The 22818-nt window shown below is 70.9% G+C and carries 23 protein-coding genes; 15 read left to right on the forward strand and 8 right to left on the reverse strand.

All coding sequences use genetic code 11. The features are described 5' to 3' along the window. Positions 1 to 55 precede the first annotated feature (55 nt). A complete protein-coding gene (dnaJ, locus tag ABZ641_RS02125) occupies positions 56 to 1198 on the reverse strand; it encodes a molecular chaperone DnaJ (RefSeq protein ID WP_263105448.1) in 1143 nt (380 codons plus the stop codon). Positions 1199 to 1270: 72 nt separating this feature from the next. Beyond that, on the reverse strand, positions 1271 to 2293 hold the full coding sequence (gene hrcA, locus ABZ641_RS02130; protein ID WP_344625687.1) for a heat-inducible transcriptional repressor HrcA: 1023 nt from the start codon (positions 2291 to 2293) through the stop codon (positions 1271 to 1273). A gap of 271 nt (positions 2294 to 2564) precedes the next feature. On the opposite strand from hrcA, the gene htpX reads away from it, so the two are divergent. From htpX to ABZ641_RS02145, 3 genes are all read left to right on the forward strand, one after another. After that, complete coding sequence (gene htpX / locus ABZ641_RS02135) at positions 2565 to 3485, forward strand: zinc metalloprotease HtpX (RefSeq protein ID WP_344625650.1); 921 nt, start codon at positions 2565 to 2567, stop codon at positions 3483 to 3485. Positions 3486 to 3505: 20 nt separating this feature from the next. Beyond that, positions 3506 to 4096, forward strand: coding sequence for a hypothetical protein (locus tag ABZ641_RS02140; RefSeq protein ID WP_359978473.1), 591 nt, complete (start codon positions 3506 to 3508; stop codon positions 4094 to 4096). 120 nt (positions 4097 to 4216) lie between these two features. Continuing rightward, positions 4217 to 5050 carry a DUF3097 domain-containing protein gene (locus tag ABZ641_RS02145; protein ID WP_344625652.1) on the forward strand — a complete coding sequence of 278 codons (834 nt, stop codon included), beginning with the start codon at positions 4217 to 4219 and terminating at the stop codon, positions 5048 to 5050. Positions 5051 to 5062: 12 nt separating this feature from the next. Here ABZ641_RS02145 and hemW read toward each other — a convergent pair whose 3' ends face one another. After that, positions 5063 to 6292 (reverse strand): radical SAM family heme chaperone HemW, encoded by a 1230-nt coding sequence (gene hemW / locus ABZ641_RS02150; protein WP_344625653.1) that lies wholly within the window; start codon positions 6290 to 6292, stop codon positions 5063 to 5065. Between the two features lie 77 nt (positions 6293 to 6369). After that, positions 6370 to 8268: an AMP-dependent synthetase/ligase gene (locus ABZ641_RS02155; protein WP_359978477.1), complete on the reverse strand. Its 1899-nt coding sequence runs from the start codon at positions 8266 to 8268 to the stop codon at positions 6370 to 6372. A gap of 281 nt (positions 8269 to 8549) precedes the next feature. Between ABZ641_RS02155 and ABZ641_RS02160 the strand changes: the two genes are divergently transcribed. The 3 genes from ABZ641_RS02160 (at position 8550) to ABZ641_RS02170 (ending at position 13294) form a co-directional block, all read left to right on the forward strand. Beyond that, positions 8550 to 10283, forward strand: a complete 1734-nt coding sequence (locus tag ABZ641_RS02160) for an ABC transporter ATP-binding protein (protein WP_344625655.1) — start codon at positions 8550 to 8552, stop codon at positions 10281 to 10283. 77 nt (positions 10284 to 10360) lie between these two features. Further along, entirely contained in the window at positions 10361 to 12259 is a 1899-nt protein-coding gene (locus ABZ641_RS02165) for an ABC transporter ATP-binding protein (RefSeq protein ID WP_344625688.1), read from the forward strand. A 156-nt stretch (positions 12260 to 12415) separates the two neighbouring features. Next, entirely contained in the window at positions 12416 to 13294 is an 879-nt protein-coding gene (locus tag ABZ641_RS02170; protein WP_359978480.1) for a sigma-70 family RNA polymerase sigma factor, read from the forward strand. Between the two features lie 78 nt (positions 13295 to 13372). Here ABZ641_RS02170 and lepA read toward each other — a convergent pair whose 3' ends face one another. Further along, entirely contained in the window at positions 13373 to 15241 is a 1869-nt protein-coding gene (lepA, locus tag ABZ641_RS02175; protein WP_344625657.1) for a translation elongation factor 4, read from the reverse strand. Between the two features lie 333 nt (positions 15242 to 15574). Between lepA and ABZ641_RS02180 the strand changes: the two genes are divergently transcribed. Beyond that, entirely contained in the window at positions 15575 to 15904 is a 330-nt protein-coding gene (locus ABZ641_RS02180) for an antibiotic biosynthesis monooxygenase (RefSeq protein WP_359978483.1), read from the forward strand. A gap of 316 nt (positions 15905 to 16220) precedes the next feature. Then, a complete protein-coding gene (rpsT, locus tag ABZ641_RS02185; RefSeq protein ID WP_030270581.1) occupies positions 16221 to 16481 on the forward strand; it encodes a 30S ribosomal protein S20 in 261 nt (86 codons plus the stop codon). 301 nt (positions 16482 to 16782) lie between these two features. Here rpsT and ABZ641_RS02190 read toward each other — a convergent pair whose 3' ends face one another. Together ABZ641_RS02190 and ABZ641_RS02195 are read right to left on the reverse strand one after the other, a co-directional pair. Next, positions 16783 to 17979 carry a site-specific integrase gene (locus ABZ641_RS02190; RefSeq protein WP_359978486.1) on the reverse strand — a complete coding sequence of 399 codons (1197 nt, stop codon included), beginning with the start codon at positions 17977 to 17979 and terminating at the stop codon, positions 16783 to 16785. Further along, on the reverse strand, positions 17979 to 18545 hold the full coding sequence (locus ABZ641_RS02195; protein ID WP_359978489.1) for a helix-turn-helix transcriptional regulator: 567 nt from the start codon (positions 18543 to 18545) through the stop codon (positions 17979 to 17981). Before ABZ641_RS02195 ends, ABZ641_RS02190 begins: the two co-directional genes overlap by 1 nt. 117 nt (positions 18546 to 18662) lie before the next feature. On the opposite strand from ABZ641_RS02195, the gene ABZ641_RS02200 reads away from it, so the two are divergent. The 6 genes from ABZ641_RS02200 to ABZ641_RS02225 all read left to right on the forward strand — a co-directional run bounded on the left by ABZ641_RS02200 (position 18663) and on the right by ABZ641_RS02225 (position 22113). Further along, positions 18663 to 18857, forward strand: coding sequence for a helix-turn-helix domain-containing protein (locus ABZ641_RS02200; RefSeq protein WP_359978492.1), 195 nt, complete (start codon positions 18663 to 18665; stop codon positions 18855 to 18857). Between the two features lie 184 nt (positions 18858 to 19041). After that, entirely contained in the window at positions 19042 to 19314 is a 273-nt protein-coding gene (locus tag ABZ641_RS02205) for a hypothetical protein (protein WP_359978495.1), read from the forward strand. Beyond that, entirely contained in the window at positions 19311 to 20648 is a 1338-nt protein-coding gene (locus ABZ641_RS02210; protein WP_359978497.1) for an AAA family ATPase, read from the forward strand. The genes ABZ641_RS02205 and ABZ641_RS02210 overlap by 4 nt, the downstream gene beginning before the upstream one ends. A 138-nt stretch (positions 20649 to 20786) precedes the next feature. After that, positions 20787 to 21194, forward strand: a complete 408-nt coding sequence (locus ABZ641_RS02215; RefSeq protein WP_359978500.1) for a hypothetical protein — start codon at positions 20787 to 20789, stop codon at positions 21192 to 21194. Between the two features lie 132 nt (positions 21195 to 21326). Then, on the forward strand, positions 21327 to 21551 hold the full coding sequence (locus ABZ641_RS02220; RefSeq protein WP_359978503.1) for a hypothetical protein: 225 nt from the start codon (positions 21327 to 21329) through the stop codon (positions 21549 to 21551). Continuing rightward, positions 21535 to 22113, forward strand: coding sequence for a hypothetical protein (locus tag ABZ641_RS02225; RefSeq protein WP_359978506.1), 579 nt, complete (start codon positions 21535 to 21537; stop codon positions 22111 to 22113). Before ABZ641_RS02220 ends, ABZ641_RS02225 begins: the two co-directional genes overlap by 17 nt. Positions 22114 to 22173: 60 nt before the next feature. Here the strand turns inward: ABZ641_RS02225 and ABZ641_RS02230 are convergent, their stop codons facing one another. After that, positions 22174 to 22449, reverse strand: a complete 276-nt coding sequence (locus ABZ641_RS02230; protein ID WP_359978509.1) for a hypothetical protein — start codon at positions 22447 to 22449, stop codon at positions 22174 to 22176. A 165-nt stretch (positions 22450 to 22614) separates the two neighbouring features. Here ABZ641_RS02230 and ABZ641_RS02235 point away from each other — a divergent pair, with 165 nt between their 5' ends. Then, entirely contained in the window at positions 22615 to 22815 is a 201-nt protein-coding gene (locus ABZ641_RS02235) for a hypothetical protein (RefSeq protein ID WP_359978512.1), read from the forward strand. Positions 22816 to 22818: the final 3 nt, after the last annotated feature.

The following is a 22818-nucleotide window of genomic DNA, read 5'->3' on the forward strand; positions in this document are numbered from 1 at the left end:
CTGGGAGGTGCCCCCACGCGCCCCTAGTGGTTGTCCGTCGCCCCTAATGGCCGGCCTAGCGGCCGTTGAAGGCGTCCTTGAGGCGGGAGAAGAGGCCCTGCTGGCCCGGTGCGAACTGGCCGGACGGGCGCTCCTCGCCGCGCAGCATGGAGAGCCGCCGCAGCAGCTCCTCCTGCTCCGGGTCGAGCTTGGTCGGCGTCTGCACCTCGACATGCACTATCAGGTCGCCCCGGCCGCCGCCGCGCAGGTGCGTGATGCCCCGGCCGTGCAGCGGGATCGACTGCCCGGACTGGGTGCCGGGCCGGATGTCGACCTCCTCCAGCCCGTCGAGGGTCTGCAGCGGCACCTGGGTGCCGAGCGCGGCCGCCGTCATCGGGATGGTGACGGTGCAGTGCAGGTCGTCGCCGCGGCGCTGGAACACCGCGTGGCTGGTCTCGGCGATCTCGACGTACAGGTCGCCGGCCGGGCCGCCGCCGGGGCCGACCTCGCCCTCGCCGGCCAGCTGGATCCGGGTGCCGTTGTCGACACCGGCGGGGATCTTGACGGTGAGGTTGCGGCGGGCGCGGACGCGGCCGTCGCCGGCGCACTCCGGGCACGGGGTCGGCACGACGGTGCCGAAGCCCTGGCACTGCGGGCAGGGGCGGGAGGTCATGACCTGGCCGAGGAAGGACCGGGTGACCTGGGAGACCTCGCCCTTGCCGCGGCACATGTCGCAGGTCTGCGCTGAGGTGCCCGGTGCGGCGCCCTCGCCGGAGCAGGTGGTGCAGGTGACGGCGGTGTCGACCTGGAGTTCCTTGGTGGTGCCGAAGGCGGCCTCCTCCAGGGTGATCTCCAGGCGGATCATGGCGTCCTGGCCGCGGCGGGTCCGCGAGCGGGGGCCTCGCTGGCCGCCGGCGGCGCCGAAGAAGGCGTCCATGATGTCGGAGAAGCCGAAGCCCGCGGCGCCGAAGCCGCCCGCCCCGGCGCCACCGCCGCCGTTCGGCGACAGCGGGTCGCCGCCGAGGTCGTAGACCTGCCGCTTGGCGGGGTCGGAGAGGACCTCGTACGCGGCGTTGATCTCCTTGAACCGCTCCTGGGTCTTCGGGTCCGGGTTGACGTCCGGGTGCAGTTCGCGTGCGAGGCGCCGGAACGCCTTCTTGATCTCGTCCTGCCCCGCATCCCGTCGGACGCCGAGTACCGCGTAGTAGTCCGTGGCCACCAAATGCTCCGCTTGTTCCGCTTCTGGAAGTGCTTGCGTCCGACCGGCTGCGCCGCCTGGCGCAGCACGCTGTTACGACTCGGCCAGGATCTGACCCACGTACCGTGCCACCGCTCGCACCGCCCCCATTGTGCCCGGGTAATCCATCCGGGTCGGACCGATCACACCCAGCTTTGCCACGCTCTGGTCGCCCGAACCGTAACCGACGGAGACCACGGACGTGGAATTGAGGCCCTCGTAGTCGATCTCGCGGCCGATCCGGACGGTCATCCCGGACTCCGCGGTCTCGCCCAGCAGGCGCAGCAGCACCACCTGCTCCTCCAGCGCCTCCAGCACCGGCTGGATGGTCAGCGGGAAGTCGTGCCCGAAGCGGGTCAGGTTGGCCGTGCCTGCCAGCATGATGCGCTCCTCGTTCTGCTCGGCGAGGGTCTCGAAGAGCGTGGCGAGGACGGTGGAGACGACCGGCCGGTCACCCTGCTCGAAGGCGTTCGGCAGGTCCTCCAGCGCCGCGGGGACGTCCGGCAGCCGGCGGCCGGACGCGTTGGCGTTGAGCTTGGCCCGCAGGTCCGCCAGGACGGTCTCGCCGACGGGGCCGGGGCAGTCGACGATGCGCTGCTCCACCCGACCGGTGTTGGTGATCAGGACGAGCATCACCTTCGCGGGTGCCAGCGCGACCAGTTCGATGTGCCGCACGGTGGAGCGGGTCAGCGACGGGTACTGCACCACGGCGACCTGCCGGGTGAGCTGGGCGAGCAGCCGGACGGTGCGGGCGACGACGTCGTCCAGGTCGACGGCGCCCTCGAGGAAGTGCCGGATCGCGCGCCGCTCGGGCGCGGTCATCGGCTTGACCTCGGCCAGCCGGTCGACGAACAGGCGGTAGCCCTTGTCGGTGGGGATGCGGCCGGCGCTGGTGTGCGGCTGGTGGATGAAGCCGTCCTCCTCCAGCGCGGCCATGTCGTTGCGGACCGTCGCCGGCGAGACGCCGAGGTTGTGCCGCTCGACGAGTGCCTTGGACCCGACCGGCTCCTCGGTGCCCACGTAGTCCTGGACGATCGCCCGGAGCACGGCGAGCCTGCGCTCGTCGAGCGGGCGCACGCCAGCACGCGTGTCGATGAGACGCTCGTCCCTGCGCTCGTTGGCCACGGGGCACGCACCTCCGTCTTCGCCCGTTGGACCTGGTGACCGATCCGATCCTTGGCACTCCGGAAGGCAGAGTGCCAGATTCGTACCTGCCAGTGTAAGGCCCACCCCCGACGGCAGGAACGGGCCTCCCGCGTGATCCTCGACCGATCTCGGGGCCGCGGGCAGTGCCCGGTGCGCCGGTGAGTGGCAGCATCGAAGGCAGCGAGCTACCGAAGGAGCAGCGATGTCGTCGACACGGCAGCACTCCCGCTTCGCGCCGGACCGCGGCCTGACCGGCCGGATGGTCACGACGATGTTCCTCATCGGCCTGGTCTACGTGGGGTTCACCGGGCTGCTGATCGTCATACTGCGCGGCGCCTGGCCGCTGATCGTGCTGCTGTCGGGCGGACTGTTCGTCGTGCAGTTCTGGTTCAGCGACAAGATCACCGAGAAGGCGATGGGCGCCCACGAGGCGTCCCCCGAGGAGTACCCGCAGCTGCACGGCACGATCGACCGGCTGTGCGCACTGGCCGACATGCCCAAGCCCCGGGTGGCGGTCGCCCGCAACGACATGCCGAACGCCTTCGCCACCGGCCGCAAGCCGGAGAAGGCGGTGGTCTGCGTGACCACCGGCCTGCTGCGCCGGCTGGAGCCGGAGGAGCTGGAGGGCGTCCTCGCCCATGAGCTGTCGCACGTGGCGCACCGGGACGTGGCGGTGATGACGGTGGCCGGCTTCCTCGGCGTGCTGGCCGGCGTGACGACCCGGATCGCCCTGTACGGCGGATTCCTGGGCAACAACCGCAACAGCAACGACCCGAACACGGCGATCGCCCTGGTGATCGTCCCGCTGGTGAGCATGGTGGTGTACGCGCTGAGCTTCCTGCTGACCCGGATGCTGTCGCGCTACCGGGAGCTGGCGGCGGACCGTTCGGCGGCCCAGCTGACCGGCCGGCCGAGCGCGCTGGCCTCCGCACTGACCAAGGTGACCGGGCAGATCGCGGCCATCCCGACCGAGGACCTGCGCAAGGCGCAGCCGTACAACGCCTTCTACTTCGCCCCGGCGCTGAGCGCGCGGGACGCGGCGACCCAGCTCTTCTCCACCCACCCCTCGCTGGAGAAGCGGCTGGAGCAGCTCGCCCGGATCTCCGCCGAGCTCGGCCGCTGACGGCCGGAGAGGACCACACCGTGGGATTCCTGGACGCGCTGCTGGGCCGGAGCAAGCCGGTGAAGCCGGACCTGGACCAGCTGTTCGGCATTCCGTCGGCCGCGCTGACCCTGGAGGCGGCGGCCGGGTTCCGGCCGACCGGGCTCGGCTCGGTCTGCTTCGCGGCCGTCGAGGGCGGCGCCTTCGAGGAGGTGAAGCAGCAGGTCCGGGCCCTGCTGGACGCCGACACCGACCGGGGCGGCGTCCCGGTGGAGGGCTCCCGGGACGGCTACGGGTACTCCTGGCTGCTCGCCCGGCACACCCCCGAGGAGCTGCCGGACCTGGTGAACGACCTGCACGCGGTCAACAGCGAGCTGGAGGCGCACGGCTTCGGCCCGCAGCTGCTGTGCTCGCTGGTGGGCTTCCGCGACACGGAGGGCCGCTCGCTGGCACTGGTCTACCTCTACAAGCGGGGCACCTTCTACCCGTTCGCGCCGATGCCGGGCGGCGGCGAGAAGCGCAACAGCCCGCTGGAACTGCAGGTCAAGGCGATGCTCGGGAACGACCTGCGGCTTGAGTCGGACCTCTCCCGCTGGTTCCCGGTCTGGGGCGCCCCGGGCCTCACCGACTGAGGCGGCGCCTCACACGGCTCCTTCACCGCGCGCGGGGGCTCTCGGGGGCGCGGGGGCGGGCCCGGCGCGCCTTACGCCGGACGGGGGATGACCGGGTGTCAGGATCGTAGACTCCCGTCCATGCGCAGCAGGCAGTACGGCCCCGATCTGACCCCGCCGTGGAAGCGGCAGCAGCCGGCTCCGGAGGTGCCCGCCGAGCGGGACCTGGTGGTGGAGGAGGCGGCGACCGGCTTCTGCGGGGCGGTGGTGCGCTGCGAGAAGACCGCGGAGGGCCTGACGGTCACCCTGGAGGACCGGTTCGGCAAGCACCGGGTGTTCCCGATGGTGCCGCGCGGATTCCTGCTGGAGGGCCGCGTGGTGACCCTGGTGCGGCCCTCCGCGCCGGCACCCGCCGCCGGGCCGCGGCTGACCGCCTCCGGGTCGATCGCCGTGCCGGGGGCACGCGCCCGGGTCGCCCGGGAGTCGCGGATCTACGTGGAGGGGCGGCACGACGCGGAACTGGTCGAACGGGTCTGGGGCGACGACCTGCGGATCGAGGGCGTCGTCGTGGAGTACCTGCAGGGCGTCGACGACCTGCCGGCGATCGTGGCGGAGTTCGCTCCCGGCCCGGGCCGGCGGCTCGGCGTCCTGGTCGACCACCTGCTGCCGGGCACCAAGGAGCACCGGATCGCCGAGCGGGTCTCCGGCGACGCGGTGCTGGTGGTGGGCCACCCGTACGTCGACGTCTGGCAGGCCGTGAAGCCGGCCGCGGTGGGCATCGGGGCGTGGCCGCAGGTACCGCGCGGCGAGGTGTGGAAGGAGGGCGTTTGCCGCCGGCTGGGCTGGCCCGTGGACCCGCCCGCGGCCTGGCGCCGCATCCTCGCCTCGGTCGACTCCTACCGCGACCTCGACCCCGCCCTGCTCGGCCGCGTCGAAGAACTGATCGACTTCGTGACAGCGACGGAGACTCCGTAGAGGCGCCCCTGTTCAGTCCACGAGGTCGCGGACGACGGCGTCGGCCAGCAGGCGTCCCCGCAGGGTCAGGGCGGCCCGGCCGGCGGCGTGGGCCGCGGGGTCGAGCAGGCCCTCCTCCAGGGCGCGCAGGGCGGCCTTGCGGCCGTCCTCGGTGAGCAGGTCGAGCGGGCAGCCGTCGACCAGGCGCAGTTCCAGCAGGATGCGCTCGACCCGGCGGTCCTCCTCGGCGAGCACTTCCCGGCCGAGGGCGGGGGTGCGGCCCTCGGCGAGGGCCTGGGCGTAGGCGGCGGGGTGTTTGGCGTTCCACCAGCGGACGCCGCCGACGTGGCTGTGGGCGCCGGGCCCGGCGCCCCACCAGTCGGCGCCGGTCCAGTAGAGCTCGTTGTGCCGGCAGCGGCCTTCGGGGGTGGTGGCCCAGTTGGAGACCTCGTACCAGGAGTAGCCGGCCCGGCTCAGGGCGTCCTCGGCGATGAGGTAGCGGTCGGCGTGCACGTCGTCGTCGATCATCGGGAGCTCGCCGCGGCGGACGCGGGCGGCGAGCCGGGTGCCCTCCTCGACGATCAGGGAGTAGGCGGAGACGTGGTCGGGGCCGGCGCCGATCGCGGCGTCGAGCGAGGCCCGCCAGTCGTCGTCGGACTCGCCGGGGGTGCCGTAGATGAGGTCGAGGTTGACGTGGTCGAAGCCGGCCTCGCGGGCCTCGGCGACGCAGGCCTCGGGGCGGCCGGGGGTGTGGTGGCGGTCGAGCACCTGCAGGACGTGCTTGCGGGCGCTCTGCATGCCGAAGGAGATCCGGTTGTAGCCGCCCTCGCGCAGCTCGGCCAGGTACGCGGGGCCGACGGACTCCGGGTTGGCCTCGGTGGTGACCTCTGCGTCCGGGGCGAGCCCGAACTCCTCGCGGAGCGCGGCGAGCATCCGCACCAGGTCGCGGGCGGGCAGCAGGGTGGGGGTGCCGCCGCCGAGGAAGACGGTCCGCACGGGCAGGTCGGCGTCGCCGAGGACCTTCCGGGCGAGCCGGATCTCGGCGATCACGTTGTCGGCGTACGTCTCCTGCGAGGCGACCGCGCCGGAGGAGCGCAGTTCGGTGGCGGTGTAGGTGTTGAAGTCGCAGTAGCCGCAGCGGCTGGCGCAGTACGGCACGTGCAGGTAGAAGCCGAACGGCCGGGTGCCGAGCCCGGCGAGGGCGTGGGCGGGCAGCGAGCCGTCGGACGGCACCGGTTCGCCGTCGGGGAGTGCGGAGGGCATGACCCCATTGTCCCGTACGGCTCGGGTTGCCCCGGAGCCGTACGGGACGGCGGACGTCACACCGTGTGCGGGCCCGGTCAGGCCTCGTTGGATCCGGCGTACATCTCGGTGATGGCGTCGGCGTACTCGCGCTCGACCACCGGCCGCTTGATCTTGAGGCTGGGGGTCAGCTCGCCGTGCTCGATGTCGAGGTCGCGCGGCAGCAGGGTGAACTTCTTGATCGTCTGCCAGCGCTGCAGCTCGCCGTTGAGGCGGGTCACGAAGCCCTCGATGAGCTTGTTGGTCTCCGGTGCGGCGACCACCTCGGCGTAGCTCTTGCCGGCCAGGCCGTGCTCGGCGGCCCACGGCATGAGCACGGTCTCGTCCAGGCCGATCAGGGCGGTGCAGAAGTTCCGCTGGTTGCCGATGACCAGGATGTTGCTGACGAACGGGCAGATGGCCTTGAACTTGCCCTCGACCTCGCTGGGGGCGACGTACTTGCCGCCGGAGGTCTTGAACATGTCCTTCTTGCGGTCGGTGATCCGCAGGTAGCCGTCCTTGTCGAGCTCGCCGATGTCGCCGGTGTGGAACCAGCCGTCCGGCTCCAGCACCTCGGCGGTCTGCTCGGGCAGCTGGTGGTATCCGCGCATGACGCCGGGGCCGCGGAGCAGGATCTCGCCGTCCTCGGCGATCCGGACCTCGGTGCCGGGCAGCGGAAGGCCGACCGTGCCGACGCGCGTCGCGCCGTCGCGGTTGACGGTGGAGCCGGCGGAGGTCTCCGTCAGGCCGTAGCCCTCCAGGATCGGCACGCCGGCGCCCATGAAGAAGAAGCCGATCTCGGGGGCGAGCGCGGCGCTGCCGGAGACCGAGCCGCGCATCCGGCCGCCGAACGCGGCGCGGATCTTGGCGTAGACCAGCTTGTCGGCGATCTTGTGCTGGAGGTCCAGCGCGAACGGCGCGGTGGCCCGGCCGGTGGCGATCTGGTTGGCCTGGGTGGTGCGGGCGTGGTCGCGGGCGACCTTGGCGGCCCACTGGAAGATCTTGTACTTGGCGCCGCCCTCGGCCCGGGCCTTGCCGGCGATGCCGTTGTAGACCTTCTCGAAGATGCGCGGGGCGGAGGCCATCAGGGTCGGGCGGATCACCGGCAGGTTGTGGATGATCCGGTCCACCCGGCCGTCCACGGCCATCACGTGGCCGGTGGCGATCTGGCCGGAGATCAGCGTCTTGCCGAAGACGTGCGACAGCGGCAGCCACATGAACTGCACGTCGTCGGCGCGCAGCAGCCCGCTCTCCTCCTGGGCCAGGCCCTCGTAGGACCAGCAGTCGTGCACCAGGCGCACGCCCTTGGGGCGGCCGGTGGTGCCGGAGGTGTAGATGAGGGTGGCGAGCTGCTCGGGCTCCAGCGCGTCGACGGCCTTGTCGACCGCGTCGGGGTGGTCGACGAGGTACGCGGCGCCGCGCTCCTCCAGCTCCGCCAGGGTGATCACGGTCAGCCCGGCCGTCTCCGGCTCACCGGCGGGGGCGTCGAAGAGGATCACCGTTTCGAGGGCCGGCAGCTCGGCCTTCCGCTCGACCGCCTTGGCGAGCTGCTTCTCGTTCTCGGCGAACATCGCCCGGCTGGCCGAGTTGGCGAGGATGAACGCCGTTTCGTCCGCATTGGTGCTGGGGTACACGGTGGTGGTGGCAGCGCCGGCGCACATGTTCCCGAGATCCGCGATGATCCACTCGACCCGGGTGGTCGAGGAGACCGCCACGCGGTCCTCCGCCTCGATACCGAGCGACATCAGGCCCGCCGCGACCGCTCTGACCCGCTCCGCGGTCTGCGCCCAGGTCAGCGAGCGCCACTGCTCGGCACCGGGCGCGCCGTCGGCGGCATGCTCGTCGACCGGCACGGGGTACCGGTAGGCCTCACCGTCGGGCGTGGCCCTTACCCTGCTGAGGAAGAGATGGGCCACGGAGGGCGGACGCCGCTCGATCATGGACTGCACGGAACTCAACGAGGACCTCCGGGGGGCGGGTGGCCGAGGGTGAGGGACGGGCGGCCGTGGGGGCAGCCTGGCCCGGCCCGCCTTGTTAACCAGCAAGTAACAAGAACCAGGCAGCAGCCTAGGGCGTGATCGGCCGTTCCGTAAGGGGGTCCGGACAGCTGGCACACCGTCGGAGCTGCAGTGCAGGAGGGTCCGCCCCGGCGACTGGGGCGGTCCTAGCACGAAATACCCAGTCGCGAGTAGACCTAAATGAGGATGCGCGCATCCGCGTCGAGGACGAGAGTGTCACGGTGCTGATCAGACTGTTGCGGGCCCATCTGGGGCCCTACCGCCAACCGATCCTGCTGCTGGTCCTCCTCCAGCTCGTCTCCACCATCGGTGCCCTGTACCTGCCCACGCTGAACGCCGACATCATCGACAACGGCGTGATCAAGGGCGACACCGGCTACATCCTGCAGATCGGCGGCGTGATGATCGCCGTCTCGCTCGCCCAGGCGGTCTGCTCGATCTGCGCCGTCTACTTCGGCGCCCGGACGGCGATGGGCATCGGCCGGGACATCCGCGCCACCGTCTTCGACCGGGTCCAGGGCTTCTCCTCCCGCGAGCTCGGCCAGTTCGGCGCCCCCTCGCTGATCACCCGCACCACCAACGACGTCCAGCAGATCCAGATGCTGGTGCTGATGGCGTTCACCCTGATGGTGGCCGCGCCCATCATGTGCGTCGGCGGCATCGTCATGGCGCTCAACCAGGACGTCCCGCTCTCCGCGCTGCTGCTCGCCGTCGTCCCGCTGCTCGGCATCGTGGTCGTCCTGCTGGTCCGCAGGCTGCGCCCGCAGTTCCGCGGCATGCAGCAGCGCATCGACGGCGTCAACCGCATACTGCGCGAGCAGATCACCGGCATCCGGGTGATCCGGGCGTTCGTCAAGGACGGCCACGAGCAGGAGCGGTTCGGCGGCGCCAACCAGGACCTCGCCGACGTGTCGCTGCGCGTCGGCCGCCTGATGGCCTTCATGTTCCCCGCCGTGATGTCCGTGGTGAACATCTCCAGCGTCGCCGTGCTCTGGTTCGGCGCCCACCGGATCGACAGCGGCGGGATGCAGATCGGCGCGCTGACGGCCTTCCTCTCCTACCTCATGCAGATCCTCATGAGCGTCATGATGGCCACCTTCATGTTCATGATGGTGCCGCGCGCCGAGGTCTGCGCCGAGCGCATCCAGGAGGTCCTCACCACCGAGTCGAGCATCGTGGCCCCCACCGCCCCGGTGACCCAGCTCGACGGCCGCGGCCGGCTGGAACTGCGCGACGTCGAGTTCCGCTACCCCGGCGCCGAGGCGCCCGTCCTGCGCGGCATCGACATCCTCACCCGCCCCGGCGAGACCACCGCGATCATCGGCTCCACCGGCTCCGGCAAGTCCACCCTGCTCGGCCTCGTCCCCCGGCTCTTCGACGCCACCGGCGGCCAGGTCCTGGTCAACGGCGTGGACGTCCGGGAGATCGACCCGTCCCGGCTGGCCGAGGTCATCGGCGTGGTCCCGCAGAAGCCCTACCTCTTCTCCGGCACCGTCGCCTCCAACCTCCGCTACGGCCGGCCCGAGGCCACCGACGACGAACTCTGGGAGGCACTGGCCACCGCCCAGGCCAAGGAGTTCGTCGAGAAGTTCCCGGAGGGCCTGGACGCCCCGATCTCCCAGGGCGGCTCCAACGTCTCCGGCGGCCAGCGGCAACGCCTGGCGATCGCCCGCGCGCTCGTCCGCAAGCCGGAGATCTACCTCTTCGACGACTCCTTCTCGGCCCTCGACTACGCCACCGACGCCAAGCTGCGCCGGGCCCTGGCCGCCGAGACCTCCGACGCCACGGTCGTCATCGTCGCCCAGCGTGTCTCCACCATCCGCGACGCCCACCGGATCATCGTGCTCGACGAGGGCTCCGTGGTCGGCAGCGGTACCCACCAGGAGCTGATGGCCGACAACCCGACCTACCGGGAGATCGTCCTCTCCCAGCTCACCGAACAGGAGGCGGCGTGACCACCCCCGGTCAGAAGCCCCGCAGCGCCTCGCAGGAGGCCGCCGCCCGGCGCGGCCCGGCCGGCCCCGGCCGCTTCATGGGCGGCCAGGGCGCCGAGAAGTCCATGGACTTCAAGGGCTCGGGCCGGCGGCTGCTCGGCACCCTCCGCCCCGAACGCCGACTGCTGTACGGCGTCCTGGCGCTCGGCGCCGTCAGCATCGGCTGCGCGGTCGCCGGCCCGTACGTCCTCGGCCACGCCACCGACCTGATCTTCGCCGGCGTGGTCGGCGCCCAGGCCCCGGCCGGTGCCACCAAGCAGCAGGTGCTGGAGGGGCTCCGGGCGAAGGGCGAGGGCGGCGTCGCCGACATGCTCTCCACCGTGCCGTTCACGCCCGGCCAGGGCATGGACTTCGACGCCATCGGCACCGTGCTGCTCTGGGTGCTGGCCATCTACGTGGTCTCCGCCGTCTTCGGCATCCTCCAGGGCCGGCTCGCCACCACCGCCATCCAGCGGGCGGTCTTCCGGCTGCGTGCCGACGTCGAGGCGAAGATCTCCCGGCTGCCGCTCAGCTACTTCGACCGCCAGCCCCGCGGCGAGGTGCTCAGCCGGGTCACCAACGACATCGACAACATCGGCCAGTCCATGCAGCAGACCACCGGCCAGGTGGTGAACTCCCTGCTCACCATCGTCGGCGTGCTGGGGATGATGTTCTGGATCTCCCCGCTGCTGGCCGTGATCGCGCTGATCTCGGTGCCGCTGTCGGTCGTGGTCGCCGCCCGGGTCGGCAAGCGGGCCCAGCCGCAGTTCGTCGCCCAGTGGAAGACGACCGGCGCGCTCAACGCCCACATCGAGGAGATGTACACCGGGCACACCCTGGTGAAGACCTTCGGCCGCCAGAAGGAGGCCGCGGAGATCTTCGCCCGCGAGAACGAGGCGCTGTACGACTCCGCCTTCCGGGCCCAGTTCATCTCCGGCATAATCCAGCCGGCCATGATGCTGATCGGCAACCTCAACTACGTGCTGGTCGCGGTGGTCGGCGGTCTGCGGGTGGCGAGCGGCGCGCTCTCCATCGGCGACGTGCAGGCCTTCATCCAGTACTCCCGGCAGTTCAGCCAGCCGCTCACCCAGGTCGCCTCGATGGCGAACCTGGTGCAGTCCGGCGTGGCCTCCGCCGAGCGGGTCTTCGAACTGCTCGACGCCCCCGAGCAGACCCCGGAGCCGGCCATGCCGGAACGCCCCGCGGAGCTGGCCGGGCGGGTCGCCTTCGAGGACGTCGCCTTCAGCTACGAGCCGGAGAAGCCGCTCATCGAGAGCCTGTCGCTGAAGGTCGAGCCCGGACAGACCGTCGCCATCGTCGGCCCGACCGGCGCGGGCAAGACCACCCTGGTCAACCTGCTGATGCGGTTCTACGAGGTCAGCGGCGGCCGGATCACCCTGGACGGGGTCGACATCGCCGCGATGTCCCGCGAGGAGCTGCGCTCCGGCATCGGCATGGTGCTCCAGGACACCTGGCTGTTCGGCGGCACCATCGCCGACAACATCGCGTACGGCGCCGCGGGCGCCACCCGCGAGCAGGTGGTGGAGGCCGCGAAGGCCGCCCACGTCGACCGCTTCGTCCGCACCCTGCCGGACGGCTACGACACCGTGATCGACGACGAGGGCACCGGCGTCAGCACGGGCGAGAAGCAGCTGATCACCATCGCCCGGGCGTTCCTCGCCCAGCCCTCCATCCTGGTGCTGGACGAGGCGACCAGCTCGGTCGACACCCGCACCGAGGTGCTCATCCAGAAGGCCATGGCGCGGCTGCGCACCGGCCGCACCAGCTTCGTGATCGCGCACCGGCTCTCCACCATCCGGGACGCCGACGTGATCCTGGTGATGGAGAACGGCTCGATCGTCGAGCAGGGCTCGCACGACGGGCTGATCGCGGCGGAGGGCGCGTACGCGCGGCTCTACCAGGCGCAGTTCGCCGAGGCGGTGGCCGAGGTCGACTGAGCCGGGCCGGCGCGACGGCGTCCCGGGCGTCGGGGGAGGTCCGGGAACACCGGGCCTCCCCCGAGGCGTGTCCGGGCCGGTGCTGTGGGGCAGGTCATGGCCGCGGGTGCGGCGGACGTCCGTCCCGCCCGGGCAAGATCGCGCTAGCGTGGCCGGGTGACCGACACCGATGCGGCGCTCGCCGACCCGTTCGAGACCTACCGGCGCTACCTGGGCGCCGTCGCCTACCGGCTGCTCGGTTCGGTGGCCGACGCGGAGGACGTGCTGCAGGAGGCGTGGCTGCGCTGGCAGTCCGCCGACCGCGCCGCGGTGGCCGAACCCCGCGCCTTCCTCACCACCGTGGTCACCCGGCTCTGCTACGACCAGCTCGGCTCGGCCCGGGTGCGCCGCGAGGAGTACTACGGCGAGTGGCTGCCCGAGCCGCTGGTCGCCGACGAGAGCTCCCCCGCCGACCTCGCCGAGCTCGGCGAGTCGGTGTCGATGGCGGTGCTCACCGTGATGGAGCAGCTCACCCCGGCCGAACGGGCGGCCTTCGTCCTGCACGACGTCTTCTCGGTCGGCTTCGACGAGATCGCCGCCACCCTGGAGCGCAGCCCGGAGGCCGCCCGCCAGCTCGCCTCCCGGGCGCGGCGGCGGGTGAAGGACGGCAGCCGCCGGAGCACCGTCGACCCGGCCGAGCACCGGCAGGCGGTGAGCGCCTTCGCCGCGGCCACGGCCGGCGGCGACCTCCAGGCGCTGCTGGCGGTGCTCGACCCGGACGTCGTCTGGCACTCGGACGGCGGCGGCGTGGTCAGCGCGGGCGTGCGGCCGATCGTCGGCGCCGACCGGGTCTCCCGGCTGGTGGTCGGCCTGGTGGCGAAGTTCATGAGCGCCGAGGCGACGGTCTCCTTCGCCCAGGTCAACGGCGAACCCGGCCTGGTGGTCCACTCCTCGCCGGGCGTGGTGGCCGGCGTGATCGCCTTCACCGTCACCGACGGGCGGATCACCGAGGCGTACGTGGTGGTGAACCCGGAGAAGCTCGCGCACGTGAAGTGAGCGCGCCCCCTGCGCGGAGAACGGCGGAGGCCGCCACCCGGTTCGCCCGGGCGGCGGCCTCCGCCGTACGCGGTACCGCTACTTCTTCTCCTTGGGGGCTTCCGCATCGGTGGACAGCGCGGCGATGAAGGCCTCCTGCGGGACCTCCACCCGGCCGACCATCTTCATGCGCTTCTTGCCCTCCTTCTGCTTCTCCAGCAGCTTCCGCTTACGGGAGATGTCACCGCCGTAGCACTTCGCGAGGACGTCCTTGCGGATCGCGCGGACGGTCTCGCGGGCGATGACCCGGGAGCCGATGGCGGCCTGGATCGGCACCTCGAACTGCTGGCGGGGGATCAGCTTCTGCAGCTTGCCCGCCATCATGACGCCGTAGTTGTAGGCCTTGTCCTTGTGCACGATCGCGGAGAAGGCGTCCACCGCGTCGCCGTGCAGCAGGATGTCGACCTTCACCAGGTTGGCCGACTGCTCGCCGATGGGCTCGTAGTCGAGCGAGGCGTAGCCGCGGGTCTTGGACTTCAGCTGGTCGAAGAAGTCGAAGACGATCTCCGCGAGCGGCAGGGTGTACCGCAGCTCGACGCGGTCCTCGGAGAGGTAGTCCATGCCCTGGAGGCTGCCGCGGCGGGACTGGCAGAGCTCCATGATCGCGCCGACGAACTCGTTGGGCGCCAGGATGGTGCCGCGCACGACCGGCTCGAACACCTCGGCGATCTTGCCGGTGGGGAACTCGCTCGGGTTGGTGACGGTGTGCTCGCTGCCGTCCTCCATGATCACGCGGTAGATCACGTTGGGGGCGGTGGAGATCAGGTCGAGGTTGAACTCGCGCTCCAGGCGCTCCCGGATGATCTCCAGGTGCAGCAGGCCGAGGAAGCCGCAGCGGTAGCCGAAGCCGAGCGCCACCGAGGTCTCCGGCTCGTAGACGAGCGCGGCGTCGTTGAGGCGCAGCTTGTCGAGGGCGTCGCGCAGCAGCGGGTAGTCCGAGCCGTCCAGCGGGTAGAGGCCGGAGAACACCATCGGGCGCGGGTCCTTGTAGCCGCCGAGCGGCACGGTGGCGCCCTTGTGCATGGAGGTGATCGTGTCACCCACCTTGGACTGCCGGACGTCCTTCACACCGGTGATGATGTAGCCCACCTCGCCGACGCCGAGGCCGTCGGCGACCTTCGGCTCGGGCGAGATGACGCCGATCTCCAGCAGCTCGTGGGTGGCGCCGGTGGACATCATCGCGATGCGCTCGCGCTTGGTCAGCTGGCCGTCGACCACACGGACGTAGGTGACCACGCCGCGGTAGGAGTCGTAGACCGAGTCGAAGATCATCGCTCGGGCCGGGGCGTCCTTGACGCCGACCGGGGCCGGGATGTTGTCGACGATGTGGTCCAGCAGGTCCTCGACGCCGAGGCCGGTCTTGGCGCTGACCTTGAGCACGTCCGCCGGGTCACAGCCGATGATGTGCGCGATCTCCGCCGCGTACTTCTCGGGCTGGGCGGCCGGCAGGTCGATCTTGTTGAGGACCGGGATGATCGTGAGGTCGTTCTCCAGCGCCAGGTAGAGGTTGGCGAGGGTCTGCGCCTCGATGCCCTGGGCCGCGTCGACCACCAGGATGGTGCCCTCGCAGGCCGCCAGGGAGCGGGACACCTCGTACGTGAAGTCCACGTGGCCCGGGGTGTCGATCATGTTGAGGATGTGCGTGGTGCCCGCGTTCGCGCCGGTCTTCGGCGCCCACGGGAGGCGGACGGCCTGCGACTTGATGGTGATGCCGCGCTCGCGCTCGATGTCCATGCGGTCGAGGTACTGGGCACGCATCTGCCGCGGGTCGACAACACCGGTGATCTGCAGCATCCGGTCGGCGAGCGTCGACTTGCCGTGGTCGATGTGGGCGATGATGCAGAAGTTGCGGATCACCGCCGGGTCGGTCCGGCTGGGCTCTGGCACATTGCTGGGGGTCGCGGGCACCTTGGTCCGATTCTCCGTGTGGTCCGGGGGCCGGGGTGTCCAGGTCATCGCTGACCGGCTTCCCGGGGACCGGACGGTCTCGTCCGATCGATAATGGCTCTCCCTATCCTCCCACGAGCCCGAGCCGCCGTGGCGGCGAGCCGGTCGGGGATGGGTCAGGGGCGGGTCGGGGGTGGGTCGGGTGCGGGTCAGGGGCGGTCCGCGGGGCCCCTCGGTGGGGGGTGGCGACCGGGAGCGGTCCGCGGGGCCCCTCGGTGGGGATGGGCCGGGTGCGGGGCCGCACCCGGGTGCGGCGTTCCCCGAGGGCGCGCGGATCCGGAAGGATGGCCGTCCATGATCCTCGAAAGTGCGCTGCTGAACGTCCGGCCCGGCGAGGAGGAGGCCTTCCTCGCGGCCTTCGCCGAGGCCCGGCCGCTGATCGCCGTCCAGCGCGGCTTCCGTTCGCTGGAGCTGCGGCGCTGCCTGGACGAGGGCGGCACCTCGCGCTTCCTGCTGCAGGTGGAGTGGGAGACGCTCGCCGACCACACCGAGGGCTTCCGCGGCTCCGCCGAGTACCTGCGGTGGCGGGAGCTGCTGCACCACTTCTACGAGCCGTTTCCCGTGGTGGAGCACTACGGGGAGCCGGTGCTGACGGCAGGGCCGGTCGAGCCGTCGGACCGGTGACGACCAGCGACGAGGACGCGGCCTCCTCATGAGCGACCCCTCATGAGCGACCCCCTCATGAGCGGCCCCCATGAACGGCCCCCTCCGGCAGGGCGGGGCCTGCGGCCGGGACGGGGCTCCCCCGTTACGGGGGTTCGAAGGGGCGCCCTCAGGTGGGGAGCCCGGTGGGGCGCCCGGCGGTGCGTCCGGTTTGGGGACGGCCGACCGCCCCTGGTAGCGTGGGGCGCTGCACCTGGTTTCGGCATGCCCTCTCAGCTGGTCCGAAGCCGCTCCGGTGCAACCGTCGAGACCGTTCCACACAGACTGAGGCTCATTCGTGGCGAACATCAAGTCCCAGATCAAGCGCAACAAGACCAACGAGAAGGCGCGCCTGCGCAACAAGGCCGTCAAGTCCTCGCTGAAGACCGCGATCCGCAAGGCCCGTGAGGCCGCTGCCGCCGGCGAGAACGAGAAGGCCACCGTGCTGGCCCGCGAGGCCGCCAAGGCCCTCGACAAGGCCGCCAGCAAGGGCGTCATCCACAAGAACCAGGCCGCCAACAAGAAGTCGGCGATCACCAAGCTGGTCAACGCCGCCTGATTGTCGCGGACGCCCCACCGCCTCGGGCGGTGACGGCCCCACCCCGGGCCCGCCCCGGAGGTCGGCGAGATCGCGGCCCTCTACCCGCACCGTCGACCACCCTTTCTCGGACCGCACCGGCCCTCTACCCGGAGCCCCGAGACGCACGACTCCGTACCGCACGCGGCCTGCGTTCGCCACGCGGGTGCGGTACACACAGCTTCACCGGAAGTGCCAGCTCAAAGGGCCTTCCACTACTGCCCGTCCGGTACACACCGGGCGGGCAGTACGCATTTTGTACACATGGATCTGATCTCCCCCGCTACGCGGCGAGCGCAGTTCGAGCCGCGAGTGCGCTCGCACGGCCGATGTCGAGGGCGTCGGCCACCTCGTCCAGACGCTCCGGGAACAGGTGCCCGTACACGTCCAGCGTCATCGCCGCCGACTTGTGGCCCAGCATCTGCTGCACCACTTTCACGTCCGCGCCGGCCGCGATGGCGAGCGACGCCGCCGTGTGCCGCAGCTTGTGCGGGGTCAGGCCGAGCTCGGCCAGGCCCGCGGCCTTCACCGCCGGGTCGAAGATGCTCGACCGGAACTCGCCGTACCCGAGCGCCTCGCCGTCCTGGCCGGTGAACACCAGTCGATCAGGGCCGCGGGAGCCGACGAGCGCGCGGAGGTCCGGCACCACGGATGCGAGCAGGGGCACGGAGCGCTTCTCGTGGTTCTTGACGTCCTTGAGTAGGAGGCCGCCGCCCCGCTTCCGGGTGTACGCCTGGACGATCCGCAGCCGGCGGGCGTCAAGCTGCACCCTGCCGACCCGCAGGGCCGACACCTCGCCCCACCGGATGCCGCAGTAGGCGAGGACCAGGAGGAGCGTGCCGTTCGGGCCGGCTGCCTCGACCAGGTCGGCGACCTGCGCGTGAGTGAGGTAGACGTGATCGTCGTCGTCCTCGTCCTGCGGGAGCTCGTGGTCGACGGTCGGGCTCGTGGTGATCTTCCCCGTCTTGACGGCGTACTTCATCACCATGCTGAGCACGAGGTGCGTCTTGCCGATGCGGGCCGGGGACAGCACCCTGCCCCGCTTGCCCGGCGTGTTGCAGAGCTCGGTCAGCCACTCGGAGACGTCCTCCCAGCGGACCGCGGCCACCGACCAGGTGCCCCACTTCGGCAGCACGTAGAGGTCGAGCAGCTCGCGGTAGTCGCCCTTCGTCCGCTCACCGGGGCGGCGGAGGGAGCCGAACCACTGCTCGGCGACCTCGGAGACGAGCGTCTTGCCCTGCTTCGGGTCGCGGTACGTCCCCTTGTCGAGCCGCTCGGCGATCGCCTGGCGCTCCTTCTCGGCGGCCGGCAGCTTCGCGAAGGTGAGCGCCTTCGGCTTGCCGTCCGGCCCGTACCAGCGGACCCGCCACCGGCCGGGTTCGGCCCGCTTGCTGCCGGCCTTCTTCGCCTCGCGCCACTTCTCCATGGCGGCGAGGTAGTCCTTCTGCTTCGCGCGGTCCTCGATCCAGACTCGGGCCATCAGTCACCCCGTCCGGTCCGGCGGGGCACCATCCGCACCATGCCGTCCTCCATGAGCTCCGGCTCGAACCCGAGCTCTCGCAGGTACCGGTTGACGTCGTCGATGTAGGTGGCGTTCTCCCCACGCGGCGCCTGGCCGCGGCGGTGCGGCGGTCGGCCGTACAGCTGGAACTCCAGCAGGGCGGCACCGACGTCCCGATGGACGACCCTGAGCGGTCGACGGCCGTCAATCCAGTCCCAGGCGTCCTCCGCCGAGACCGCGCCAGCGCCTGTCACCTCGACGCTGCTGTTCGGCGAGTCGTCCATCGGCAGGAGCAGCGCCGAGGGCGAAACGCCGAGAACGACCGCGAGCGCCATGAGGTCGTCAACATCCACACGCCGCTCCCCCCGTTCCAGCTTGGAGATCGCCGACGGCGTGATGGGCCTGCCGACCTCCTGGAGCGCGCGGGACAGCTGGTACGTCGAAAGGCCGCGACGCTCGCGGACCCTCCGCGTGTTGGCCGCAACAGCGGCAGAGGTAGGACCCATCTCCACGGCGCCTCGGCCGGCCTTTCGCTGCTCAGTCATGCACCCCAGGTTAGGCGCAAGGTGAATCTGCCTTAGCTCCAGATGTTCTGCTATCGTCCTTCGCATGGGTCTACTTTGACCCTGACTGCTTCTAAAGTCAACTCACTAGGAGCTACAGTGGCCGCGTCCGAGCTTCTCAGTCCGCGCGAAGTGCACGCCGCATACGGAATCGCCCCCCAGACGCTCGCGAACTACCGCTGGCGTGGCGTCGGGCCGGACTTCATCAAGCTCACCCCCGGGCGAGGCGGACGCATCCGCTACCGCCGCCGCGACGTCGAGAAGTGGCTCGACGCGCAGACAGTCGCTGCCTGAATGCGAACGGCCCCTGTTCGGATTGCCGTCCGAGCAGGGGCCTGACGCTCCCGACACGCAGCAAGTCCTGGTCGACGGCTAGGAAGACCCGGGACTTGCTGCCAGATAAGGAGCACGTCATGGAACACGGTACGGGTGGCTCCACCGCCACCACCACCGGGCCCAGCTGGCGGCCGCCATGGAAATGAGTCCCATCCTGCTGGATGCCTTCGTGCGACACCTCGAAGAGCACCTCTTTCGCGAGTGGACCGCCGCCATGGATGCAGCCGAGGCCGCCGCCTGGGCGCCCGTGCGGCAGCGCCTCGCAGAACTGCGCGGAGCGCCCAGCGCAGCCGAGGTCCGCGCGCTGCGCCGCCTTCCGCCGCCGACCACGCTTCGCGCAACACCGGGATGGCCTCCGATCGCCATCCCCGGCCAGCCCGGCAAGTACCTCACCGCACAGGAGATCGCCGCGTGACCGACCACGACACCCACGAGGGTGCGATCTGGGAGAAGTACGGGCCGCCGCCCGCGTACGAGGACGAGCCGGCGCCCGGCGAGTCGACGCGGCGTCTGGTCCTCACCAGGGCCCGGGACATCGAGCCTGAGCCAGTCATCTGGGCCTGGGAACCCGAGCTCGGCGAGGGGCGCATCCCGGCCGGAGCGCTCACCCTCGCCGCCGGCCGGGAAGGCACCGGCAAGTCGTCCTTCGGTATCTGGCTCGCCGCTCAGCTGTCCCGCGGCACCTTGCCCGGCACCTTCTACGGTCACCCGCGGGCCGTGTTCTACGCGGCGGTCGAGGACTCGTGGTCGAGGACGCTCGTTCCCCGGCTGATGGCGGCTGGCGCCGATCTCGACTACGTCTATCGGGTGGAGGCGGAGGACATCCTCCGGGGCGAGACGATGATCTCGCTGCCGATGGACGTCGACCTGATCGAGAAGGCCATCGCCGAGTACGGCGCCGCAGCGCTGATCGTTGATCCGCTGATGTCCACCCTCGGGGGAAAGACGGACGCACACCGCACACAGGACGTGCGGCAGGCTCTCGAACCGCTCGTACGAATGGCGGAGCGTACGAAGGCCCTGACGCTCGGCATCGCGCACTTCAACAAGGCGGCGGGCTCCGACGCCTCCCAACTGATCTCGGGCTCGGGCGCGTTCAAGGACTTGGCGCGGGCCATCCTCGCGTTCGCGCGCGACCCCGAGGGCGAACAGCAGGTGATGACGCAGACCAAGAACAGCCTCGGTCGGCTCCTCGACCTGCCGTCCCTCGGCTACCGCATCGAGGGCACCGACGTGCAGACGCCGAAGGGCGTGGCCAACGTCGGCCGTTTGGAGTGGACGGGGATTGCTGAGCGCAGCGTCGAGGACACCCTCTCTGCGACGACCGACCGCGAGGACGCGAGCGAGCGGGACGAGGCCGTCGAGTGGCTGCGCGACTACCTCGCCGACAACGGCGGCGAGGCGTCGGCCGGCGACGTCATCAAGGCTGCCGAGAAGGACGGCATCGCCAAGCGGACCCTCCAGCGCGCCCGCGCCAAGGCAGGTGTCACGTCCGAGAAGTCCGGATTCGGCAAGGGCTGGGTGTGGGTACTGAGCGTGACCGACTCCAACGAAGGTGACACGAAGGTGCCGAAGGTGCCAGGCCCCAGAGTGCTGGCGCCTTCGGCACCTTCGCTGTCACCTTCGGCAGACCAGACACGGGGAGTGACCGAGGCGGGCGTCGACTGCGCGGTCTGTCGCTTCCCGCTGGACCCTGTCCACGCCTCGGCGGGCGAGACCACACACCCCGGTTGCGACGCCCCCGTCTGACCCTGTCTCCGAATTTGCTACCTGCGGAGATGACGGGACACCGGTTTTTAGGGCGGCCCGCTGGGAGGCCCCGCGCCCAAGCCTTCCGCCTCTCTCCCCGCCAAATCGACTGTCGCCGATCATGAAGGAGGAACCGCCTTGGAAGCACGGCCCTACGTAGAGGGCGCCGCCCTCGTCTCGGGGGTGAGCGCGCACGTCCTGGACCGCATCTTGGCCTCGCCCGACGTCACGCGCATCTTCGCCACCATGGCGCCGTGGATGCGCCCGGAGGTCGAGGCGACACGGCGGGCAATCCACCGGGCCGCCCTCCTGTACGAGGCCCTGCCGCATGCCGCCAACGGCAGTGCGGAAACTGACATTCCGGAAGTCGAGGCACCGTTGCCTCATGAGATCACCACGACGGAGGCGAGCGCCGTTCTCGGCCTCGGTGAGAGGCGCGTACGCCAGCTGGCCGCCGAAGGCATGGGCCGCCAGCTCGCGGGGCGGTGGCTCCTCGACCGGTCGGCGGTCCTCGCGTACGGGGACCGCCGCCGGGGTGCTCTCTGAGCCCACGCACCGCAGGCCGGCAGATCGCCCGGCTGCGGGGACACCGGCCGGCCCGGTAGGCGCCCAGGGACCGGCCAGGACCGTGCGAGGGCGCTGCCTCTGCGTCGTCGCCAACGGCGGGAGGCAGTAGGGATGGTGGTGCAGTGGTGGGGTGGGCCGGTTCTTCCGGAGCGTCAGGAAGAACCGGCCCCGGCCGCAGAGAACCCGATGGTGTCGGCGCTGCTCCGAGAGCGCGCCGGCTACGAGGCCCGCGGCCTGGCCGACCGGGTCCGCCAGGTCGACGACGCGCTGAGGATGTACGGCTACGAGCCCGCCGACACGGCGGGGAAGGGGGACCGCGATGGCGGCCAGCTTTGAGCAGATCGCTTGGCAGATGTACGCCCAGCTCAACAGCGACGCCCGGAAGGCTGTCGACTCGTGGCGCTCGCTCGGCAACGACCTGACCACATCGCTCCTCAACTCCGGCGCCCTGGGAGGCCGGCGTCACCCGGCCGGCGACCCTGACGACTGGAACCGCCGGCGGCTCAACCCGGACGACGTGGAGTTGCAGAACACCTGCGAACACGAGGCCGCCCATGCCGTCGTGGCCCACGTGCTCGGCCTCGGCCCCGTCGAGGCCGTGGTCGACGAGGGAGGCCGGTCCGGGGTGACCAACTTCCAGAGCACATCGCGCCTCGCCTCGGCCATCGTCGCCGCGGCTGCCGAGGTCTGGATCACCGAGTTCCGGTACAACGCCTTCCCTGCCTGCATGCAGCGGGATTTCAGCCACGACCTCCAGGTACTCGTCCGCAACACGGACAGCGCCATGGGCGTGCACGACGCCCGTCGGCGGGCCCGCGTGATCCTCACCGAGCACCGCGAGGAAGTCCTCGCCGCGGCCCACCGCCTCGCCCAAGACCGGCGTCTACTCCTCGACTGACATCACGCGAAGCGCCCGGCTGCCGTAGTGGCGGCCGGGCGCTTCGCTGTGCGGCAGCGCTTACCGGCCTTCCCACGGGCGCCGGGGAGATACATCCGGCTGGCCGGCAGCACGTGCCGGCTTCGGACCGCTGCCCTTGCGCCACGCCCACCGTGCGCCAGCGCCGAACGCAGCTGCAATGCCTGCGAAAAGCGCGAAGTCCAGGACCGCTGCACTAATGCCGAAGCCAGTGTTTGTCGTCACGAGATCGCCGACAGCCTTCACAACGCCGGAAGCAGCGGAGATCGCCATGAATCCGAGCACCAGCGCCAGGACGTAGAAGAACACCGACTTCACGTAGACCTCCGTAGGGCTGGCAGCGGCGCGGGGCAAGCGTAGGGCTACCTGTCAGTCGAGGGGAAGCTCAGCCAGCCGGCAGCCGACACACTTCCGGTATTCCGAGCACCGGGCACCGTTCCGGGCGCCATCCTGGTGTCTCATCCAGCAGAGAGGGAGTGCACCGTGAAGCTCAGGTTCCTCGGCACCACCAGCGACAGCGGCAACTGCCCCACCCTGTACGAGACCGAGACCGGCGACATCGTCGTGCAGGGCGAGCGGCTCACCGACCCGGAGGCGCTCGCCCAGCTGCGGGACGTCAAGGACTCCGAGACGTTCGTCGTCGTCCCCCGCGCCCTGCTGACCCGCTTCGCGCCCAAGGAGTAGCCC

It is taken from the genome of Kitasatospora sp. NPDC007106, from assembly GCF_040634455.1.
In the GTDB taxonomy this organism is placed as follows: domain Bacteria; phylum Actinomycetota; class Actinomycetes; order Streptomycetales; family Streptomycetaceae; genus Kitasatospora; species Kitasatospora arboriphila.

Bases quoted from the DNA above. Each gene is read 5' to 3' on its own strand.
- htpX (WP_344625650.1), top strand. From the start codon at position 2,565: ATGTCGTCGACACGGCAGCACTCCCGCTTCGCGCCGGACCGCGGCCTG.
- ABZ641_RS02145 (WP_344625652.1), top strand. From the start codon at position 4,217: ATGCGCAGCAGGCAGTACGGCCCCGATCTGACCCCGCCGTGGAAGCGG.
- hemW (WP_344625653.1), bottom strand. From the start codon at position 6,292: ATGCCCTCCGCACTCCCCGACGGCGAACCGGTGCCGTCCGACGGCTCG.
- ABZ641_RS02165 (WP_344625688.1), top strand. From the start codon at position 10,361: ATGGGCGGCCAGGGCGCCGAGAAGTCCATGGACTTCAAGGGCTCGGGC.
- ABZ641_RS02180 (WP_359978483.1), top strand. From the start codon at position 15,575: ATGATCCTCGAAAGTGCGCTGCTGAACGTCCGGCCCGGCGAGGAGGAG.
- ABZ641_RS02190 (WP_359978486.1), bottom strand. From the start codon at position 17,979: ATGGCCCGAGTCTGGATCGAGGACCGCGCGAAGCAGAAGGACTACCTC.
- ABZ641_RS02195 (WP_359978489.1), bottom strand. From the start codon at position 18,545: ATGACTGAGCAGCGAAAGGCCGGCCGAGGCGCCGTGGAGATGGGTCCT.
- ABZ641_RS02205 (WP_359978495.1), top strand. From the start codon at position 19,042: ATGAGTCCCATCCTGCTGGATGCCTTCGTGCGACACCTCGAAGAGCAC.
- ABZ641_RS02220 (WP_359978503.1), top strand. From the start codon at position 21,327: ATGGTGGTGCAGTGGTGGGGTGGGCCGGTTCTTCCGGAGCGTCAGGAA.
- ABZ641_RS02225 (WP_359978506.1), top strand. From the start codon at position 21,535: ATGGCGGCCAGCTTTGAGCAGATCGCTTGGCAGATGTACGCCCAGCTC.